14 protein-coding genes are annotated in these 16545 nt (G+C 54.1%); 3 read left to right on the forward strand and 11 right to left on the reverse strand.

From position 1 onward, the window contains the following. The first annotated feature begins 291 nt into the window (after positions 1–291). Positions 292–1755 (forward strand): carboxylesterase/lipase family protein, encoded by a 1464-nt coding sequence (locus J2Z18_RS03135; protein ID WP_007132458.1) that lies wholly within the window; start codon positions 292–294, stop codon positions 1753–1755. Between the two features lie 212 nt (positions 1756–1967). On the opposite strand, the gene J2Z18_RS03140 is transcribed toward J2Z18_RS03135, so the two are convergent. The 5 genes from J2Z18_RS03140 to J2Z18_RS03160 form a co-directional block, all read right to left on the reverse strand. Continuing rightward, positions 1968–2786, reverse strand: coding sequence for a carbohydrate ABC transporter permease (locus J2Z18_RS03140; RefSeq protein ID WP_007132459.1), 819 nt, complete (start codon positions 2784–2786; stop codon positions 1968–1970). Beyond that, the gene (locus tag J2Z18_RS03145) at positions 2786–3652 is read right to left on the reverse strand and encodes a carbohydrate ABC transporter permease (RefSeq protein ID WP_040740190.1); all 867 of its coding nucleotides are present in this window, start codon (positions 3650–3652) and stop codon (positions 2786–2788) included. Before J2Z18_RS03145 ends, J2Z18_RS03140 begins: the two co-directional genes overlap by 1 nt. 62 nt (positions 3653–3714) lie before the next feature. Then, positions 3715–4941 (reverse strand): ABC transporter substrate-binding protein, encoded by a 1227-nt coding sequence (locus J2Z18_RS03150; protein WP_007132461.1) that lies wholly within the window; start codon positions 4939–4941, stop codon positions 3715–3717. Between the two features lie 217 nt (positions 4942–5158). Then, positions 5159–6019, reverse strand: a complete 861-nt coding sequence (locus J2Z18_RS03155; RefSeq protein WP_007132462.1) for a transporter substrate-binding domain-containing protein — start codon at positions 6017–6019, stop codon at positions 5159–5161. Between the two features lie 287 nt (positions 6020–6306). Beyond that, positions 6307–8271 (reverse strand): methyl-accepting chemotaxis protein, encoded by a 1965-nt coding sequence (locus J2Z18_RS03160; protein WP_210094179.1) that lies wholly within the window; start codon positions 8269–8271, stop codon positions 6307–6309. A 388-nt stretch (positions 8272–8659) separates the two neighbouring features. Here J2Z18_RS03160 and J2Z18_RS03165 point away from each other — a divergent pair, with 388 nt between their 5' ends. After that, positions 8660–9412, forward strand: a complete 753-nt coding sequence (locus J2Z18_RS03165) for an RNA polymerase sigma factor (protein WP_210094180.1) — start codon at positions 8660–8662, stop codon at positions 9410–9412. Positions 9413–9483: 71 nt separating this feature from the next. Further along, entirely contained in the window at positions 9484–9894 is a 411-nt protein-coding gene (locus J2Z18_RS03170; RefSeq protein ID WP_210094181.1) for a VOC family protein, read from the forward strand. Between the two features lie 183 nt (positions 9895–10077). Here the strand turns inward: J2Z18_RS03170 and J2Z18_RS03175 are convergent, their stop codons facing one another. The 6 genes from J2Z18_RS03175 to J2Z18_RS03200 form a co-directional block, all read right to left on the reverse strand. Continuing rightward, positions 10078–11310, reverse strand: coding sequence for a sn-glycerol-1-phosphate dehydrogenase (locus tag J2Z18_RS03175; RefSeq protein WP_210094349.1), 1233 nt, complete (start codon positions 11308–11310; stop codon positions 10078–10080). Then, a complete protein-coding gene (locus J2Z18_RS03180; RefSeq protein ID WP_210094182.1) occupies positions 11310–12074 on the reverse strand; it encodes a glycerophosphodiester phosphodiesterase family protein in 765 nt (254 codons plus the stop codon). The genes J2Z18_RS03175 and J2Z18_RS03180 overlap by 1 nt, the downstream gene beginning before the upstream one ends. 35 nt (positions 12075–12109) lie before the next feature. Beyond that, positions 12110–13441, reverse strand: a complete 1332-nt coding sequence (locus tag J2Z18_RS03185) for an ABC transporter substrate-binding protein (protein WP_210094183.1) — start codon at positions 13439–13441, stop codon at positions 12110–12112. Between the two features lie 96 nt (positions 13442–13537). Beyond that, a complete protein-coding gene (locus J2Z18_RS03190) occupies positions 13538–14278 on the reverse strand; it encodes a carbohydrate ABC transporter permease (RefSeq protein WP_232239462.1) in 741 nt (246 codons plus the stop codon). Between the two features lie 127 nt (positions 14279–14405). Then, entirely contained in the window at positions 14406–15284 is an 879-nt protein-coding gene (locus J2Z18_RS03195) for a carbohydrate ABC transporter permease (RefSeq protein ID WP_007132470.1), read from the reverse strand. Beyond that, positions 15277–16332 carry an ABC transporter ATP-binding protein gene (locus tag J2Z18_RS03200; RefSeq protein ID WP_028407394.1) on the reverse strand — a complete coding sequence of 352 codons (1056 nt, stop codon included), beginning with the start codon at positions 16330–16332 and terminating at the stop codon, positions 15277–15279. Before J2Z18_RS03200 ends, J2Z18_RS03195 begins: the two co-directional genes overlap by 8 nt. Positions 16333–16545: the final 213 nt, after the last annotated feature.

Consider the following 16545-nt stretch of genomic DNA (forward strand, 5'->3'; position numbering starts at 1 on the left):
AGTGCCTTTTGAAAATATGGCTGACCTACATAACATTCTTCAACGTTCTTCGCATTCCTGCTCAAGAAGACGGATTATGTCATTTTTTGAAACCCGGTCGTTAACTTGGTAAAGTGTATATAGATGCTTCCATAAACACAGAATTTTCGATCCAGGGCAAGAGGTGGGGAGTAACAATGCACGTCGGACTTTTACCGTTCCTCCTTCCGAATTCGGGCGCCGCTTGCCGGATCCTTCATGTTTAGACACAATTACCGATACAAGAAAGAGAGAAAGGGTGTAGAGAACAATATGACGAATCCCGTTGTATCAACCAAGTATGGACGAATTGAAGGCCGTTTGGAGAACGGCGTCCGCATATGGAGAGGCATCCCCTATGCAGAGCCGCCGATCGGCAAACTTCGCTTCCGCCCTCCTGTACCGCCGGCAGCCTGGGAAGGGATTCTGGATGCACGCCAGTTCTCTCCAATGTGCCCGCAGCCCGTGGAATCCTCCTCCAGCATGATGACCGGTGCGGTTACGAAGACGATGTCCGAGGATTGCCTGTACCTGAATGTATGGGCACCCGGGCATCAAGCCGGGGAGCCGCTGCCGGTCATGGTATGGATTCACGGCGGCGCATTTGTAACGGGCTCGGGCAGCCTGCCGACTTATGACGGCCATTCCTTCGCCACGCGAGGAAACGTCATACTGGTCACGATCAATTACCGACTGGGGCCGTTCGGCTTTGTCCATCTCAGCCCTTTTCACGAAGCCCTCTCTTCCAATGTCGGTCTGCTGGACCAGATTGCGGCGCTGACGTGGGTTAAGGACAATATCGCCGCATTCGGCGGGGACCCTGACCGGGTTACCGTCTTCGGCGAGTCGGCTGGCAGCATGAGCATTGCCGCGCTGCTCGCCATGCCGGCAGCCAAGGGGCTGTTTCATCAAGCGATCATGCAGAGCGGAGCTTCGCAGGCGCTGCCTTCGGGACAGGCGCAGCAGATTGCCGACGGCCTGCTCCAGGAGCTTGGCGTAACCGCCGATGGGCTGGATCAGCTGGAGGCCATGACTGCGCAGCAGATTTTCGAGGCCGGTGAACGACTGAAGAAGCGGATCGGGCCCGGCGTGAACATGATCTTCCAGCCTGTCGTCGAGCCGGACACGCTGCCGCTAGAGCCGCTGCAGGCGGTGCAGGCCGGGTCAGCCGCATCCGTGCCGCTGCTCATCGGAACGAATCTCGAGGAGGGAGCTTTGTTCTTCCGGCCTAACTCGCCGCTGATCAAGGAAGAGCATCTGGTGCATGCTGTCGAAGCGATGACCGGGATTCAGGACGCGGGCGCCTTTACGAAGCAATATCCTTACACCATTGATGGCCATGCCCAAATCATGACCGACCTCTATTTCTGGCGCTCTGCCGTTCAATTCGCGGCAGCTCACAGCGGGCAGGCTCCGGTCTGGATGTACCGGTTCGATTGGACGCTCCCGGAGCATCCGGTTCTCGGCAAAGCGATGCATGCTTTGGAAATCCCGTTCGTGTTCAACACGGTACGACTGTTCCGCAACATTGGCGTTGAAGTTGACCGGGACACGCAGTCGCTTGCAGAACGGATGCAGGATGCCTGGGCCGCATTCGCCCGCACCGGATCCCCGGACACGCCGTCGCTGCCTTGGCCACAGTACGACCGGAGCGAACGGTCGACGATGATTTTCAACCGCCACAGCGAGGTTGCCAGCGATCCGGATTCGGACAAGCGCATGATGCTGGGATTGTAGAATTACGGGACAAGGCGGACCGGCTCCCCTAATCAATCCCGATTTGAGGAGCACCGGGACCGAGACAGCATGGGGGCAGCCGGATCTCGAACAAGCTTTCCCGGCGATTAACCGAACAAAAGCTGTACGCCGCGCATGAACCACTAGCGCGAAAGCGTACAGCTTTTTTGGCATACAGCATATTTTGTTTTTTCTATAGCTCATCTCTCCGTCTACTTGACCGCTCCCTGCGTAATGCCGTTAATGATCCATTTCTGGGCGAACAGATAAATGATGATCATCGGCAGCATGGCCATCAGGTACGAGGCGAAGGCCAGATTGAAATCGGTATTGAACTGCCCTTGGAAAATGTACTGCACCAGCGGCAGCGTATAGGAATCCGTGTCGCTGATGATGATGAGCGGGAGCAGGAAGTCGTTATAGGTGGACAAGCAGATCAGGATGCCCACCGTTGCATTGATCGGCGCCATAATCGGGAAGATGATCCTCCAGAAGGTGCCCCACGTGGACGTCCCGTCAACCCGGGCCGCTTCCTCAAGAGCAACCGGTATAGACTTGATGTAGCCGACATAGACAAACACGTTGAACGCGAGCGCATAGACGGTGTGCAGAATCGTCAGTCCCACCAGATTGGTCATGTTCAAGCCGGCCGTCAATTTCACCAGCGGCAGCATAATGATCGGAAAAGGAATGAACATCGCGCTGATGAAGTAAAAGTAGAGCCCCTTGAAGAACTTCCGGTTCATGTTACGCGCAATCGCATAGGCCACGAGCGAATTCGTAAGCAGCGTCAGGACGACCGTTGCGGTCGTTACCATGGCGCTGTTGCCCAGGGCATTGAAGAAGTTTGTCATGGCGATCGCATTGGCGAAATTCTCGAAATGAAGCTCCTTCGGCAGGCCGAACACCGATGTCAGCATATCCTCCGGCGATTTGAGCGCGATCGTAACCGTCATGTATAACGGAAACAGGATCAGCACGGTGCCCAAGGCAATGAGGATCATGACCAGCCAATTGGTTCTTGTCCGCATTACATCTCCGCCTCCCTTCGCTGTAAAAACCGGATTTGCGCAATGGACACGGCCGCGATGAGAATAAAGTAAATGACCGAGTTGGCGGATTGATACGCGAACTCGCCGCCCTCGAAGCCCCCCGTATAGATGAGATGCGAGATGGACTGCGTCGCACGGCCCGGGCCGCCGTTTGTCAGCGCCACGATCTGGTCGAACACCATCAGGGAATTCTTCATCGCCAGCACCATGTTAATCGTGAAGAACGGGGCGATCAGCGGGAAGGTGATCTTCCAGAATTCCTGCCAGCGGTTCGCGCCGTCCAGGTTCGAGGCCTCATATAACGTGCCCGGAATCGTCTGCAGCCCGGCCAAATACAAAATCGTATTATAGGCGACGCCCTGCCACACTGCCACGATGACGATGCCGATCCAGGCGTGCTGCTCGCTCCCCAAAAGGTTGGTCGAGAGCCAGCCAATGCCGAGGTTCTGCCCCCATATCGTAAAGACGTTCGAGAATAAATAGTTGAAAATGTAGCCGACGATCAGGACGCTGAGAATATTCGGCAGAAAGTAGATGCCCCGAAAAAAATTCCTCGCCTTGATCTTTGCGTTCAGTCCCATGGCGATCAGGAGACTGAGAATATTGATCAGAATCGTGACCACGACAGCGAACTTGAACGTGAACCAATAAGCGTTGCCGACATTGCCGTCTTTGAACAGATTCACGTAGTTTTTGATTCCAATGAAATCATAATGGTCGCCGAATCCGTTCCAGTTTGTGAAGGAATAATACACGCCCTGCAGCGCAGGCAGGGTCAGAAATACGAAGAACAGCACAACTGCCGGTACGGTCATCAAATAGTAAGGCATAAGCCGCTTGTTCATGCTTGAATCCTCCTCATTGTTCATTGGAATGGCGTTGGTCAGGGCTGTCTGTTCCTCAACGTCTAGCGCCTGTCCGCAACCTTGTCCCATTCCGTATCCAGCTTCTTCAGATAGGCGTCAATATCCCGATTTTGAAGAAAGGACTGGATAATGGAGTTCAATTGAACGGCAGCCGGGATGTAGTGGTCGGCAAAATCGACCACTTGTCCTCGCTCAAGGTAAGGCAAAAGCTCAGCCACGGCCGGATCGTCCTGCGTAACGCCCTGGACGGTTGAGAACAGCGTCTGCTCCGAGATGTACTGCTTGCTGTTCTCCGGCTCAAGCAAAAATTCGATAAACCGCATTGCCTCCTCCTTATGCTTGGATTCTTCGGCGACCGCCAGCAAGGTGTCCACTCCCGAAATCAGCTTGTTCGATTCCGGATCGTCGCCGGTCGGCAGCGGAAAGAAGCCGATCGGCGCCTCGGGATTGGCCTTCCGGATTTCGGAAATCGCCCAAGTCCCCTGAATGTACATGGCCGACTCGCCTCTGGCGAAGGCGCGGTTGCCGTCGGCGTAGTTTTTGCCGAAGTTGTCCCCATGGCCATACTCCATGAGTTCCAGCTGCTTCTCCGCAATCTCACGGTACCGGTCCGCGAACGTGACCTTCCCTTCCCTGCGATCCAAATAAAACTCGATGCCTTCCAGATTGGAGGCCAAGGCGTTGAACGGAAGCACCGTCTGCCAATCGTCCTTGTATGTGAAGTAGAACGGGATCGTTCCCCCGTCCTTTGCCTTCTTCGCGGTGGCCAGCAGCTCGTCCCAGGTGCGCGGAACGGACAGGCCCAGCTTGCTGAAAATATCCTTGTTGTACATCACGCCGTTGGCGTTCGTGGAATATGGAATGCCGATGACTTCCTCCATGCCGGAAACGTCCTTCAGCATTTGCACGTAGGTTTCGTCTATCCGGCTCAGCAGCGGACTGCCGGTCATATCCATGAAAATGCCGCTCTGGGCGAGCAGAGAATATGTATCGGTTGCCCCCATGCCGACGATGTCGGGAATATCGTCCTTAACGACCCGTGTCTTCAGGACCGTCTCCGCGTCCGGCGGATTGACTTGAACGACCGTAATGTCGGATTGGGATTCGTTAAACTTCTGAATCAATGCATCGAAGGAGCCCTTGGCTTCAGGCTTGTTCTGGAAAAATTCAATCTGCACGCGCCCGGATGTGTCACTGCCGCCGCAAGCCGTGAGCATGCATATCAACAGGATGCTTACGCTTGCCGCCAACCCTTTTCCAAACTTCATCGTCCGCCCTCCATTTCAATTCATGATGCTGTAACAGGTACGCTTGCTTCATACCTTGTCTATTTACTACCCTTATCGCTTGGTTGCTAAACGGCGCTAGGGGCGCGACCGGTCATGCGGATCGAGCGGACGAACGCAAAAAAATACCGGCAGATCAGGAGTTTCATCCTGTTCTGCCGGCAGATTGGTGCCTGTTGCTAATCGGTGAGGCTAAATCCTACTCCAGCCACTTTTTGTGGATTGCGTCGAATTTGCCTTGCAGCTTCATTTCATCGATCCACATTTCCAGGTAGCTTGCGTACTCGAAGTCGCCGCGAGGAATCATGTAGCCCTTCTCGCTGTTAGTGAAAGGCTTATCCGTCAATGCAGCGTACAATCTGGAGTCAGCCTTCGCATAAGTGATCGCTTCGATCGTATCGGTGATCATTACGTCATACGTGCCGTCCGCAACCAGATGCGGGATGTCCAGGTTGTTAGGAACAACGGTTACGTTCGCATTCTTCAGATGCTCGCGCACGAACACTTCGTTTGTACCGCCTGGGTTCACGCCAATGCGTACGGAAGGCTTGTTGATGTCTTCAATCGTCAAGTATTTGTCCTTGTCTTCAGCGCGGATCAGAGGCGCTTTACCGAAGGAGATGTAGCCTTGGGAAACGTATGCTGTTTTTTGTCTAGCTGTGTTACGAGTAACTCCGCCTACGGCGATATCGAATTTATCGTTCTGCAGATCCTTCATCATCGTGGACCAAGTCGTGTTCACGAACTGAACGTCTACGCCAAGATCTTTACCCAGCTCTTTCATCGCGTCAACGTCGTAGCCTTCGTACTCTTTGGTCTCCGGATTCAAATATGTAAACGGCTTGTAGTCTCCGGTCATGCCTACCCGAATATAGCCTCTTTCAATAATTTCATCCAATTGGGATTCCGCTTGTTTCTTAAGCTGTCCCGGTGCTTGGGATGAAGCGGATTTTGCGGAAACGTCCGGTGTTCTCAGAACCTCGTTTGCCGCAAAGCCTGTTGCTACGAGGGATAAGCTGACTACCCCTGCCAGTAATACCTTTTTCCAATTCTTAGCCATGGTTTCAATTCCTCCAGTTTTCTTCTTGTTGTAATTCTTGCTTTCTTGCATAGCTAGCTTCTGATTGCTTGCTTGCCTACCTTACTTCTGCTTTCTTGCATACTTGCATCTGCATACTTGCTACATTCTTGCATCTGCATTCCTGCTTCTGCATTCTTGCATCTGCATTCTTGCCTCTGCATTCTTGCTTCTGCATTCTTGCCTGTTTTGCCTCGTACCCCTGATTGCTGCTTGACTCTCTTAACGCTTTCCTACAGGCATCCCCCCTTTCAAGCAGCTCGGGGAGACTACAATTTGAATTTTGCCAGCTCTTTGCTAAGCTCCTCGGCTACGCTCTCAAGCTGCTTAACCGAATTTGAAATCTCCTTGATCGTCACGATCTGCTCTTCCACAGCGTCTGCCACATTCTTCGCATCGCTGGACGTATGGTCGGCGATCGATTTCAGCTCTTCAATGGAAGCGCTGACCTGCTCGGAGCCTGCCGACATCTCTTCGGAAGCCGCCGAAACCTCGAGAATATGATCAGCCACGTTCCGGGTCGCATACAGGATGTTATCGAACTTCTCGCGCACCTCTTCAATAAGCGCGATGCCTTCCTGTACATCCTTACGGCTGACGTCCATCACTTCGACCGCGTTCAGCGTGTCTTCCCGAATCTCGGTGATCAGCTTCGCAATTTGATCGGTGGACGCTTCCGATTGCCCTGCCAGCTTCTTCACTTCTTCAGCGACGACTGCAAAGCCTCGGCCATGCTCCCCTGCTCTTGCCGCTTCAATCGAAGCGTTGAGCGACAGCAGGCGGATGCGGGAAGTGACCTCCGTAATAAAGCTCAAAATCTGCTCGATTTCCGAAGAACGTTCGTTCAAACGCTCGATGGCGGTTCCAACCTTGGATGTCCCCTCGCCGATGTTGCCGATCTGCTTCACGGCCTGCTCAACGACGACAGAGCCGCTCTCCGCCTGCGTTGCCGCTTCCTGCGCAGCCTCGGACACCATGGATGAAGTTTCCGCAATTTTCACGATGCCGCTCGCCATATCGCTCATCGATACAGCGATCTCGGAAGAGCTTGCAGCATGGGCGTTCGCTCCGCTCGCAATTTGGCGAATGGACGTTCCAATCCGGTCGACGCTGTTCAAAGCCGTATCGACTCCGCCTGAGACAACCTCGGTTACGGTCAGCACCTGCTTGGATGAATCGTTCACTCCATCGACCAGATGTTTCAGATGGGATACCGTCTGGTTGAAATCGCCGGAGAGAACCGCGACCTCGTCCTTGCCCTTCACTTGAATCGTCTTGGTCAAATCCCCTGCGGCCACTTCCTTCACGGCCGCATTCAGCTTACGGATCGGCTGCACAATCTGCGACGTCACCCAATATGCTGCAGCGATGGATACAAGCAGCGCTCCTGCCGAGATGGCAACGAGCGTTACCGATAGCTTGGAGATCGGAGCGTTCAGCTCCTTGCTTGGCGCCGTAACGAATACGCCCCAATTTAATTTGGACGGGGCATAGGCTGCCGTATATGCCGTTCCGTCCAGTGCATATTGGAATTCTCCCGGCTGACCTTGGCTCACCTTTTCATAAGCTTTCGTCAGTTCCGCATCGACATCCTGAACCTTGGTTTGCAGGACAAGCTCCTCGGACGGATGCCACATGAACGTTCCGGTACGGCTCAACAAGAAGGCATAGCCGGTTTCGCCGAAGGATTGATCTGATACTTTCTTCTGTACCTCGTTAATCGGAAGCGTCGAGCCCATATATCCATACTGCTTCCCGTCCTTCATGAGCGGAATGATCATCGTCACGATGTTGTTTCCGGTCCGCTTGGACAGCACAGGCTCCGACACGACAATCTTGCCCTCGCCCTTTCCGGCTTCCTGGTAATGAACCCGGTCGGACACGTCGGTAACCTCTCCAAGGAAGTTGATTACGTTCTTTCCTGTCAGATCATAGGAGAAGAAGAAGGTTTCGAATTCGGTATTCTGTTCCTGCGCCTTCTGAATCAACTTCAAATCCTGCTCTTTGTCCCCCGTAATGAACTTGCCGACGGTTTCGATCTTCGCAATTTCCGCGTTCAGAAAGTCGTCGATTTGCAGCGCCAGATTCTCGGCGCTCAAGAGCGCTTCCTTGTCCAGACTGTCTCCCAGCAAATTGGATGAGCTGTTATAGGTTACCGCGAAGACAGTGCCGAGACTGACAAGCAGAATCAAACAAATCATCGTTATCATCTTTTGCTTAAGGCTCTTTAGCATGGCTCTAAAATCCTCCCCAAAAATGGTTCCGGGGTCCTACTCATTCCTGTGTCCAAAATTTTTGCGTATGCTCTCTTTTTGTGTTAAGGCGCGCTCACTACAAAAACAAAAACGAACAAGCGGTATCGAAAAAATATTGGTATAAGCTGGACTGTAAGACTCCGCTTAGTTTGTTATCGGCAGCTTAGGAGAGGAATTTAAGAGCTTCATTTCACTTTTTACAAAATTCGACTTCTTCGTTCGCATACTAAACGCATTTGGTGGATTTAGGAAAAAAGGACCAATATAGTCTATTCATCACATCATCTATAGACCTGAGGCAGGTTCGGCAGGACTTATTCCAGGCTCTATGGAATGTTAAAGGCAGGATGATTAGGAGTGAATACATATGGCTTTCGATTCCGAATTTTCAAGCCTCATAACCCCGTTTGTGCCTCTTCTTCGAAGCTACTGTCTACAACTTGCATCGGGCTCTAGTTGGGATGCCGAGGAGCTGCTGCAGGAATCCCTGATCAAGCTTCATCGATCGCTATCCCGATCGCAGGATCGCCCGATTACCAAGGCGTATTTATACCAGGTCGCCCGCAGCGTCTGGATCGACAGCTATCGCAAGCAGCGCCGTCAGGCCATGCTCTCTGGAGACGGCTTAACGGAAAGAGAATACGAGGAGGACGGTTTCCTTATCCGGGAGACGATCGAACTGATCGCCGGCCGGCTTACAGCCAAACAGGCGGTGCTGGTCATTCTGGTGGACATTTTCTTGTTTACGGCCAAAGAGGCGGCTCAGCTTATCGAGAGCACCGAAGGAGCCGTGAAGGAAGCATTGAAGCGGGCCCGCAAACGGTTAGCCAAGCTGCACGCGGAGAACGGAGCATCCGTTCCGCCTTCTCCGCCGCAGGAGCTTTCCGGCTCACCGGCATGGTTCGAGGCGCTGATTCACGGCTTTCAAACGGCCAACCCGTATGCCATCGCCAATGCCTACCTGTCCATCAGCGCAAACCGCATCGCGCTGCGTCAGGTCCATCATTCCGGACAGGCGCTGTTCTTTACGTTCAGGGATCCTGACGGACATTTGCTTGCCTTTACGACAAAATTTTTTTTCGAGCCCGTTTCTTTTTCCGCATCGTCTTCCGTTTCTTAGTGTGATTGCACCAAAGGGAAGGTGCAGATGAGAACAAGTGAACCAATTGTAAGAGGAGCGTGAAAGTAACCATGGCAATTACACCGCACCGCGTTGCCGTAATTCAATGGCCGGTCAAAGACGTAGAGAAATCGCTGAAATGGTATCAGGAGCTGCTGGGGGTACAGCTGTCTTTTCCCTATACGCCTGGAGATCCCGCCGCTTGGCTGTGCATCGGCGATGTCGGATTTGGTCTCGTACAGGCCGAGGACATCCCGAGACTTCAATTTACCGATTCACAGGGCAAGCTGCAGCCCATCGTTCAGCTTCAGGTCGATGAGATCCAGGAAGTGTACCGGCATCTGCAGAATAGCGGGGTGACCGTCAGCGAAATAAGGTATATTGAGGACGGCGGTTACAGCTTTAGCTTCACCGATCCGGACGGCAATCACGTAAGTCTGTGGGGCGGCTGGCCATCAACTGACGAAGAACGGCCCGAGTAGACAACCGGAATTTTAGCCTATCACGACACAAAAAAGCTGTTCTCCATAGCGATTCGTTCGCTAAGGGAACAGCTTTTTTGGTGCGGCTGGCCGCTACCAGGTGACTACTGTCAAGTTATTGAAGACAAGGTGTGAGAAAGACAGGCAGGCGCCCCTAAGGCATAAGCCCGCAGAAGTTTCGTCTTATCGGACATATTCGTTATAGATATGAAGCAAGGTTTTCCTGCTCGAACGAACGTGATGCGCTTCGCGAAGACTCCGCTGGAGCAGATCGCCGGATATCGGAAGCTCCGACACCGATGCCGGGCCGCCGACGCTGCGCATCAGCTCACTAAGCTCGAGCGGACTCGGGATTTGTTCCAGAAGCAGCCGGATGCCGTTCCAGTGCTCGGATACCCGATGACGGATGCGGTCCGCTTCCTGCTCCGCTTTCGTTCCCGTTTCCCCGAAACGCCCCGCGCGGATTTCAAGCCCTTCTTCCTTTATCGCATGATACAGACGCGAGATTTCAATGCAGGCTGCGCCCACCTTGGCGCCGTGGAGCAGCTGTTTCTTGCCGAGCCGGATAAACTCCATCTCCCAATAATGGGACAGATGATGCTCCGAGCCCGATGCGGGATGCGACTGACCGAACAGCAGCATCGCAAGGCCAGACTCGATCAGCGCCTCCATCAAGGTCCGGATTCCCTCCTCGGTCCGTCTCGCGATCATTCCCGCCGCATCCACGCATTTGCGGAGTGCCGCCGCCGTGATGTCCGCGGATCGGTCCAGGTAAGGCTCATCAGCGATCAGGCTGCCGAATCTCCAGTCGAAGAGCGAGGTGTATTTCCCCAGCATATCCCCGAACCCGGCAGCGGTGAGCGGTGCGGGGGCCTGCATGAGAATGTCGACATCGGCAAAAATCGCGCTTGGTCCGATGGCGGGGATCGTCCTTTTTTCCCCCCGCACGATAATCGGCGCTCCCTTGGACGTAAAGCCGTCCACGGATGCCGCCGTCGGCACCGAGACGAACGGAAGGCCGGCTGTATAGGCCGCATACCGGCTAATATCGTGAATCGTTCCGCCGCCCACCGCAAGCACGGCGCCCGCTCGGCTCTGCTGAATATCCAGAATAACCTGGATCAGCGAGGCTTCATCGGCAATGACATCATCTTTGGCATCAGGGCGAAGCAGCGTTACCTGCACCTGAAGCGATGCTCGGACGAGGAGCTCCTCCAATGATTTGCCGGCCTTCTCGTACGTATTGCGATCCGCGACCAAGACGGCCGAGGTCCAGCCTTTCTGCTCCAAGAAACCGGCAACGCCGGACAAAGCCCCGGATTCTATCCGGATCGCCTCGACTTCATCGAGATTGGCGAGATGCTGCGCCGGCAAATCTGCCGTCTGCTTCCTAATGTTCGATAACAAAGAGCTCATCATTGGTCACCCTTCTTTCGGGTTAGCGCAAGCGCCGGAAGCGGATCGTTGCAGGTCATGCCGGTTACGCCGCATTCCAGCGAAGCTTGCACCCCCTCCTCATCGTCAGGGCAGTAGCTCCAGACGAGCAGCCCTTGCTCCTGAAACCGCGCGACGATCGCCGGAGACAAGAGCGACATCTCAATGCCGATGGCCCACATTTTTGCATATGTGCCGTCTTCGCCAGGGACGAAATGCGACATTTTCTCTCCGGGAAAGCCTTGGGTCTTCATTCCGTAAGCATCGTGTATATAAGCAAGCACCTCGGCATCAAAACAGGTAAACACGCAGCGCTCCAGGTATCCGTGCCGGCCTAATATCGCGATCGTCAGATCCGCAGCTTCCTTGGCATCCGGACTTGGCTTAATCTCCACGTTGCACAGCACCTCGGGATATTCTGCCAGCAGCTCGCACAGCTCCTCCAGGGTCGGGATGACGTGGCCCTTGAACGCCTGCCCGAACCAGCCGCCCGCATCCAGCGCCTTCAGCTCCTCCAGCGTAAAGTCGCTTACCTTGCCGGTGCCATTGGTCGTCCGGTCGACGGTTGCGTCATGAATGACGACAACCTGGCGGTCCTTGGACAGCCGGAGGTCGAATTCCAGCATGTCGACGCCGAGCTCCAGCGCTTTGCGAAATGCCGCCAGCGTATTTTCCGGATAGGCCGCTTTGTAGCCGCGGTGTGCGGCCACCATGATGCCGGCTTGTTCCTGCAGTCGTTCGATCATAAGTTCTGCCACTCCTTTTTTCCTGTTGTTATCGATTACTGAGCCAAAATCCGCTCCGTTTCTTTCTTGAACGTGTCCAGCGTGGACGGGATATCCTTACTGTCGTACATGATGGCTTCGATCGCCGAGAAAAACTCATGCATAATTTCAGGCCATGCTACATCCTTGTTCGTATCGACGGCAAACTCCAGCTGATCGTAAGCAACCTTGCGGTTCGGCTCCTTCGCCCACAGCTCCTGCATCTGCTCCGATTCCACCATCTGCTTCGTAAACGGCAAATACCCGGATTGCAAAATAAACTCGAGTCCGCCTTCCTCCTCCATCTCCATCCAGCGGATAAACTCCCACGCGGCGTCCTTATTCTTGGAGGAAGACAGCATCGTGACATTCGCCCCTCCCGTCGGATTGGCGTACACTTCATCCTTCGGCAGGAAAGCCGTCACATAATCGAAATCCACCGTGCTGGCCAGACCGCCGATCGAGCCTGTGGATTGAAAGATCATCCCGACCTTGCCTTCCACGAACATGCTGTTCACAATATTCCCGGAATCCTGGGCCGGCGGATAATAAAGCGCGCCTGTGCTCTGCAGGTCCTTCAGGTAAGAGAATACCTTCTCTCCGGCTCCGTTATCGGCAAAGCCGATCGAAGTATTATCTTCATTGAAGAAGGAGCCGCCGGCCTGCGAAATCATCGCGATCGGGTACCAGGTATCATAAGGCATGCTGACCCCGTACCGCTTAAACTCGTTCCCTTCCTTCACCACAAGCGCGTTCGCGACTTCCTTCATCTCCTCCCATGTCGTCGGAACGGAGAGCCCGAGCTCATCGAGCAAGGTCTTATTCACATGCAAAATCGGAGTGGAGCGATTCAGGGGCAGCGAGACAAGCTTGTCGTTAAAATACGAGTGGCCCATCAGCCCCGGCGTAAAGTCATCGGCGCTGATCCCGGACTGCTCGAGATACGGGGCCAGATCCTCCAAAACTTCAGCATCGGCAAACATCTGCACGTAAGCCCGCTCCAGCATGCTCACGTCCGGGCCCGTGCCCGAAGCAATGGCCTGCTGCAGCTTGGTTACCGTCTCGTCATAGCTTCCCTGGAAGGTGCCGACGACCTCAATATCTTCATGGGATTCATTGAAGCGTTGGATGAGCGCATCCATATACTCCCCGTTCTTGCCGCCCAGCGAATGCCAAAATTGAACGGTCGTGACCCCTTCGCCGCCTGACGGGGCTTCTGCAGTGCCGTTTCCCGGACTCTCGCCGGCACTGCCGGTATTGCCGGTGTTCGCAGTGCCGCCGCTGCCGCACGCAGCCAGCAAACTGAACAGCACCATGATGGACAACAGCGTAAACCACTTGGATTTCATTTTTTCATTCCTCCATTATGTTTCGATAATTGCATGTAGTTTCCTGTCAAATTTAAGAGATTGTTCAAAAAGTCGCCTTTTGATTTACGAAGTGTTTTATTTAATTCCTGAATACACGAACGCCTTCACGATATGCTTCGAGCAGAATAGATACACCAGCAGGATAGGTACGACCAGCATCACGTTGCCGGCCATGATGATATGCCAGTTACTGATGCCCTCGGTTTCCCGCAGCATCGCGATCCCGAGCGTCAAAGGCCGAACCGCGGCCGAATCGGTCATGACGAGCGGCCAGAAATAATCGTTCCAATGACTGACGAAGCTGAACAGCGCAATGGTTGCGAGTGCGGGCCCCGACATCGGGATCATGATTTTCCGCATAATGTTGAACTCGCTGGCATTATCCAGCCGGGCCGCCTCGATGATTTCCTCCGGAATCTGCATGAAATACTGCCGCAGCAGGAAAATGCCGAAGGCATTCGAGACGAACGGGATGATTTGCGGCAGCAGCGTCTTCACAAGCCCCCATTCCGCCATCATGAGGTAGACGGGAATGAATGTGACCTGGCCGGGAATCATGAACGCCAGCAGAATCATGCCGAACAGGACCGTTTTCCCCGGGAATTTATACTTGGCGAACGCATAAGCCGCCGGGATCATGACAAGGAATTGCAAAATAATGATGGAGCCTGTCACGACGACGGAGTTTTTGAAATACGTCAGAAACGGCCCGGCATTCATCGCCTCGACGAAGTTGCCCCACTGCGGCGAAGCGGGGATCCATGTCGGGGGAAACGCCATCGTCTCGCGAAGCGTCTGCAGCGACGTGGAGATCATCCACAGAAACGGAAAAATGAACAGGATCAGTACGGCGGCCTTCAGCACGATGCTCAGTGCTTGCCCGATGCTCTTCCATTCCAGGGTCTTCAAGCTTTTCCTCCTTTCTGCCTTTACGCGGCGGGGATTATTGATAATGGACCTTCTTGGCCAGCAGCCGGAAATAAACGAAGGTAAGAAGCCCGATAACGGCCATCAGCAGCACGCCCGTGGCAGACGCATACCCGATATTGGTCGTACGGAAGCCATAGATGTAGTACACCAGCGTCGTAGTGGCATTGTTGGGCCCCCCGCCCGTCATGACCTGAACGGTATCGAACACCTTGAACGAGCCGATGGTCATAATAATCAGGATGAAGAACAGCTGCGGCGAAATCATGGGCAGCGTGATTTTGTAGAACACCTTGAACTTGCTTGCGTTATCCAGCGCAGCCGCTTCATAGATGCTGGGCGATATGCTTTGAAGAGCCGCCACGATAATGAGCGTATAGTAGCCGATGGCCTGCCATACGGACACGATGATGATCGACATCAGGGCGGTCTTGGAGCTTTGCAGCCAATCCGAAGGCGGGAGCCCGACCAGTTTGAGGACATAATTGAGCAGTCCTTGATTCGGCTCCATCAGCCACAGCCACACGAGCGAGATCGAAACGATCGAGACCACATGGGGCGTAAAAATTCCGGCCTGCACGATGGAATTGAATCGTCCTTTCTTGTTCAGCCATACGGCGAACAGCAGCGACAGCAGCATGGTCAGCACCACAACGCCGGCGGTGTAGATCGTGGTATTCCACAGCGCCTTATAGAAATCGCCCCGCCCCAGGATCTGCGTGAAATTATCCAATCCGACGAATCGGCTCTTGTCTTTGTTGAGCAGATTGTATTTGAAGAGGCTCAAATAAATCAGGTAGCCCACCGGATACATGACGAACAGGAAGATGCCCGCCATCGCCGGCGCGATGAGAACGTATGGACGAAATCCTTCCCAAATCCGCTTCTTATCCATGACTTTGCCCCCGCAGCCGCTCCAGGAAATCCAGGTAGCGCGCGTCCCGCTCCTCAATGCGGTTGCCATCCGCCCCGAAGAAGAACAGCTTATCGGCCGGCACGCCAAGGTATACCTCCTGATCGACATGGAATATATCGTCCGGGCACTTCACCATAAAGGACCGCCCATCCCCCGTCTTCACCTGGTAGATCGTCTCGGAGCCAAGCATTTCGCGCGTGGCAATCTCCCCTTTGGCAGAAAAATGGAACGATCCCGGCTCGGCGGCAAGGACGGCATTCTCCGGACGGAAGCCGAATGTGCTCCGGTCTTCGCCGAGCGGAGCGATATTCATCGGCGGCACGCCGATGAACTGAGCGGCGAACAGATTGCTCGGCTTCCGGTACACCACTTCCGGCGGCGCTTCCTGCTGAATGACTCCCTTATTCATCAGCACGATCGTATCGGCCATAGACATCGCTTCTACCTGATCATGCGTCACATAGACAAAGGTGGTGCCCAGCTTCTTGTGCAGCTCGATCAGCTCGATGCGCATCTGCACTCTCAGCTTCGCATCCAGATTCGACAGCGGTTCGTCCATGAGAAAGACGGACGGATTCTTCACCATCGCCCGTGCAAGCGCGACCCGCTGGCGTTGGCCCCCGGACAGCGTGGAAGGCTTTCGGTCCAGGTAATCGGCGAGGCCGACCGTTTCTCCGATCGTCTCGACAAGCCGGGTCCGTTCCGCCTTCGGTACCTTGTTATTGACCAGCCCGAACTCAATGTTCTCCCGGACCGACATCGTCGGGTAAATGGCATAATTCTGGAACACCATCGCCACTCCGCGTTTGCCTGGAGCAATGCGCGTCACGTCCTTGCCATCGATGAGCACGGTTCCGGAGGTTTGCGGATCAATCCCTGCAATCATGCGCAGCAGCGTGGTCTTTCCGCAGCCGGACGGGCCGACGAGGACGGTGAACGTGCCGTCTTCGATTTTGAGATCCAGATCCTGTATGACGGGCTGACGGTCGAAGTATTTGCTTACCTTCACGAATTCAATGGATGCCAAATGCGATCCCCCTCACCTGTGTAATAATCTGATCATGCTGTACAGCGTAATGAACAAATCATCATGCATGAAATCCCTTTCAATCCCTGCTTATTTGTACGCATAAAATGAGCAGATAATGATCATTTTTGTTCATTTTTATTCAAATTGATTGTAGATCCGCTTTATTAGGAGAGTGTTAGCTTGGGGTTCGGTTTGTGTAAATTCGCGCGG

Source organism: Paenibacillus lactis (assembly GCF_017873605.1).
GTDB lineage: Bacteria > Bacillota > Bacilli > Paenibacillales > Paenibacillaceae > Paenibacillus_AQ > Paenibacillus_AQ lactis.

Excerpts from the sequence above, each read along its gene's own strand:
- J2Z18_RS03155 (WP_007132462.1), bottom strand. The coding sequence starts at position 6,019 with ATGGCTAAGAATTGGAAAAAGGTATTACTGGCAGGGGTAGTCAGCTTA.
- J2Z18_RS03195 (WP_007132470.1), bottom strand. The coding sequence starts at position 15,284 with ATGGATAAGAAGCGGATTTGGGAAGGATTTCGTCCATACGTTCTCATC.
- J2Z18_RS03135 (WP_007132458.1), top strand. The coding sequence starts at position 292 with ATGACGAATCCCGTTGTATCAACCAAGTATGGACGAATTGAAGGCCGT.
- J2Z18_RS03170 (WP_210094181.1), top strand. The coding sequence starts at position 9,484 with ATGGCAATTACACCGCACCGCGTTGCCGTAATTCAATGGCCGGTCAAA.
- J2Z18_RS03180 (WP_210094182.1), bottom strand. The coding sequence starts at position 12,074 with ATGATCGAACGACTGCAGGAACAAGCCGGCATCATGGTGGCCGCACAC.
- J2Z18_RS03145 (WP_040740190.1), bottom strand. The coding sequence starts at position 3,652 with ATGAACAAGCGGCTTATGCCTTACTATTTGATGACCGTACCGGCAGTT.
- J2Z18_RS03140 (WP_007132459.1), bottom strand. The coding sequence starts at position 2,786 with ATGCGGACAAGAACCAATTGGCTGGTCATGATCCTCATTGCCTTGGGC.
- J2Z18_RS03150 (WP_007132461.1), bottom strand. The coding sequence starts at position 4,941 with ATGAAGTTTGGAAAAGGGTTGGCGGCAAGCGTAAGCATCCTGTTGATA.
- J2Z18_RS03190 (WP_232239462.1), bottom strand. The coding sequence starts at position 14,278 with ATGATCTCCACGTCGCTGCAGACGCTTCGCGAGACGATGGCGTTTCCC.
- J2Z18_RS03175 (WP_210094349.1), bottom strand. The coding sequence starts at position 11,310 with ATGAGCTCTTTGTTATCGAACATTAGGAAGCAGACGGCAGATTTGCCG.
- J2Z18_RS03185 (WP_210094183.1), bottom strand. The coding sequence starts at position 13,441 with ATGAAATCCAAGTGGTTTACGCTGTTGTCCATCATGGTGCTGTTCAGT.
- J2Z18_RS03160 (WP_210094179.1), bottom strand. The coding sequence starts at position 8,271 with ATGCTAAAGAGCCTTAAGCAAAAGATGATAACGATGATTTGTTTGATT.
- J2Z18_RS03165 (WP_210094180.1), top strand. The coding sequence starts at position 8,660 with ATGGCTTTCGATTCCGAATTTTCAAGCCTCATAACCCCGTTTGTGCCT.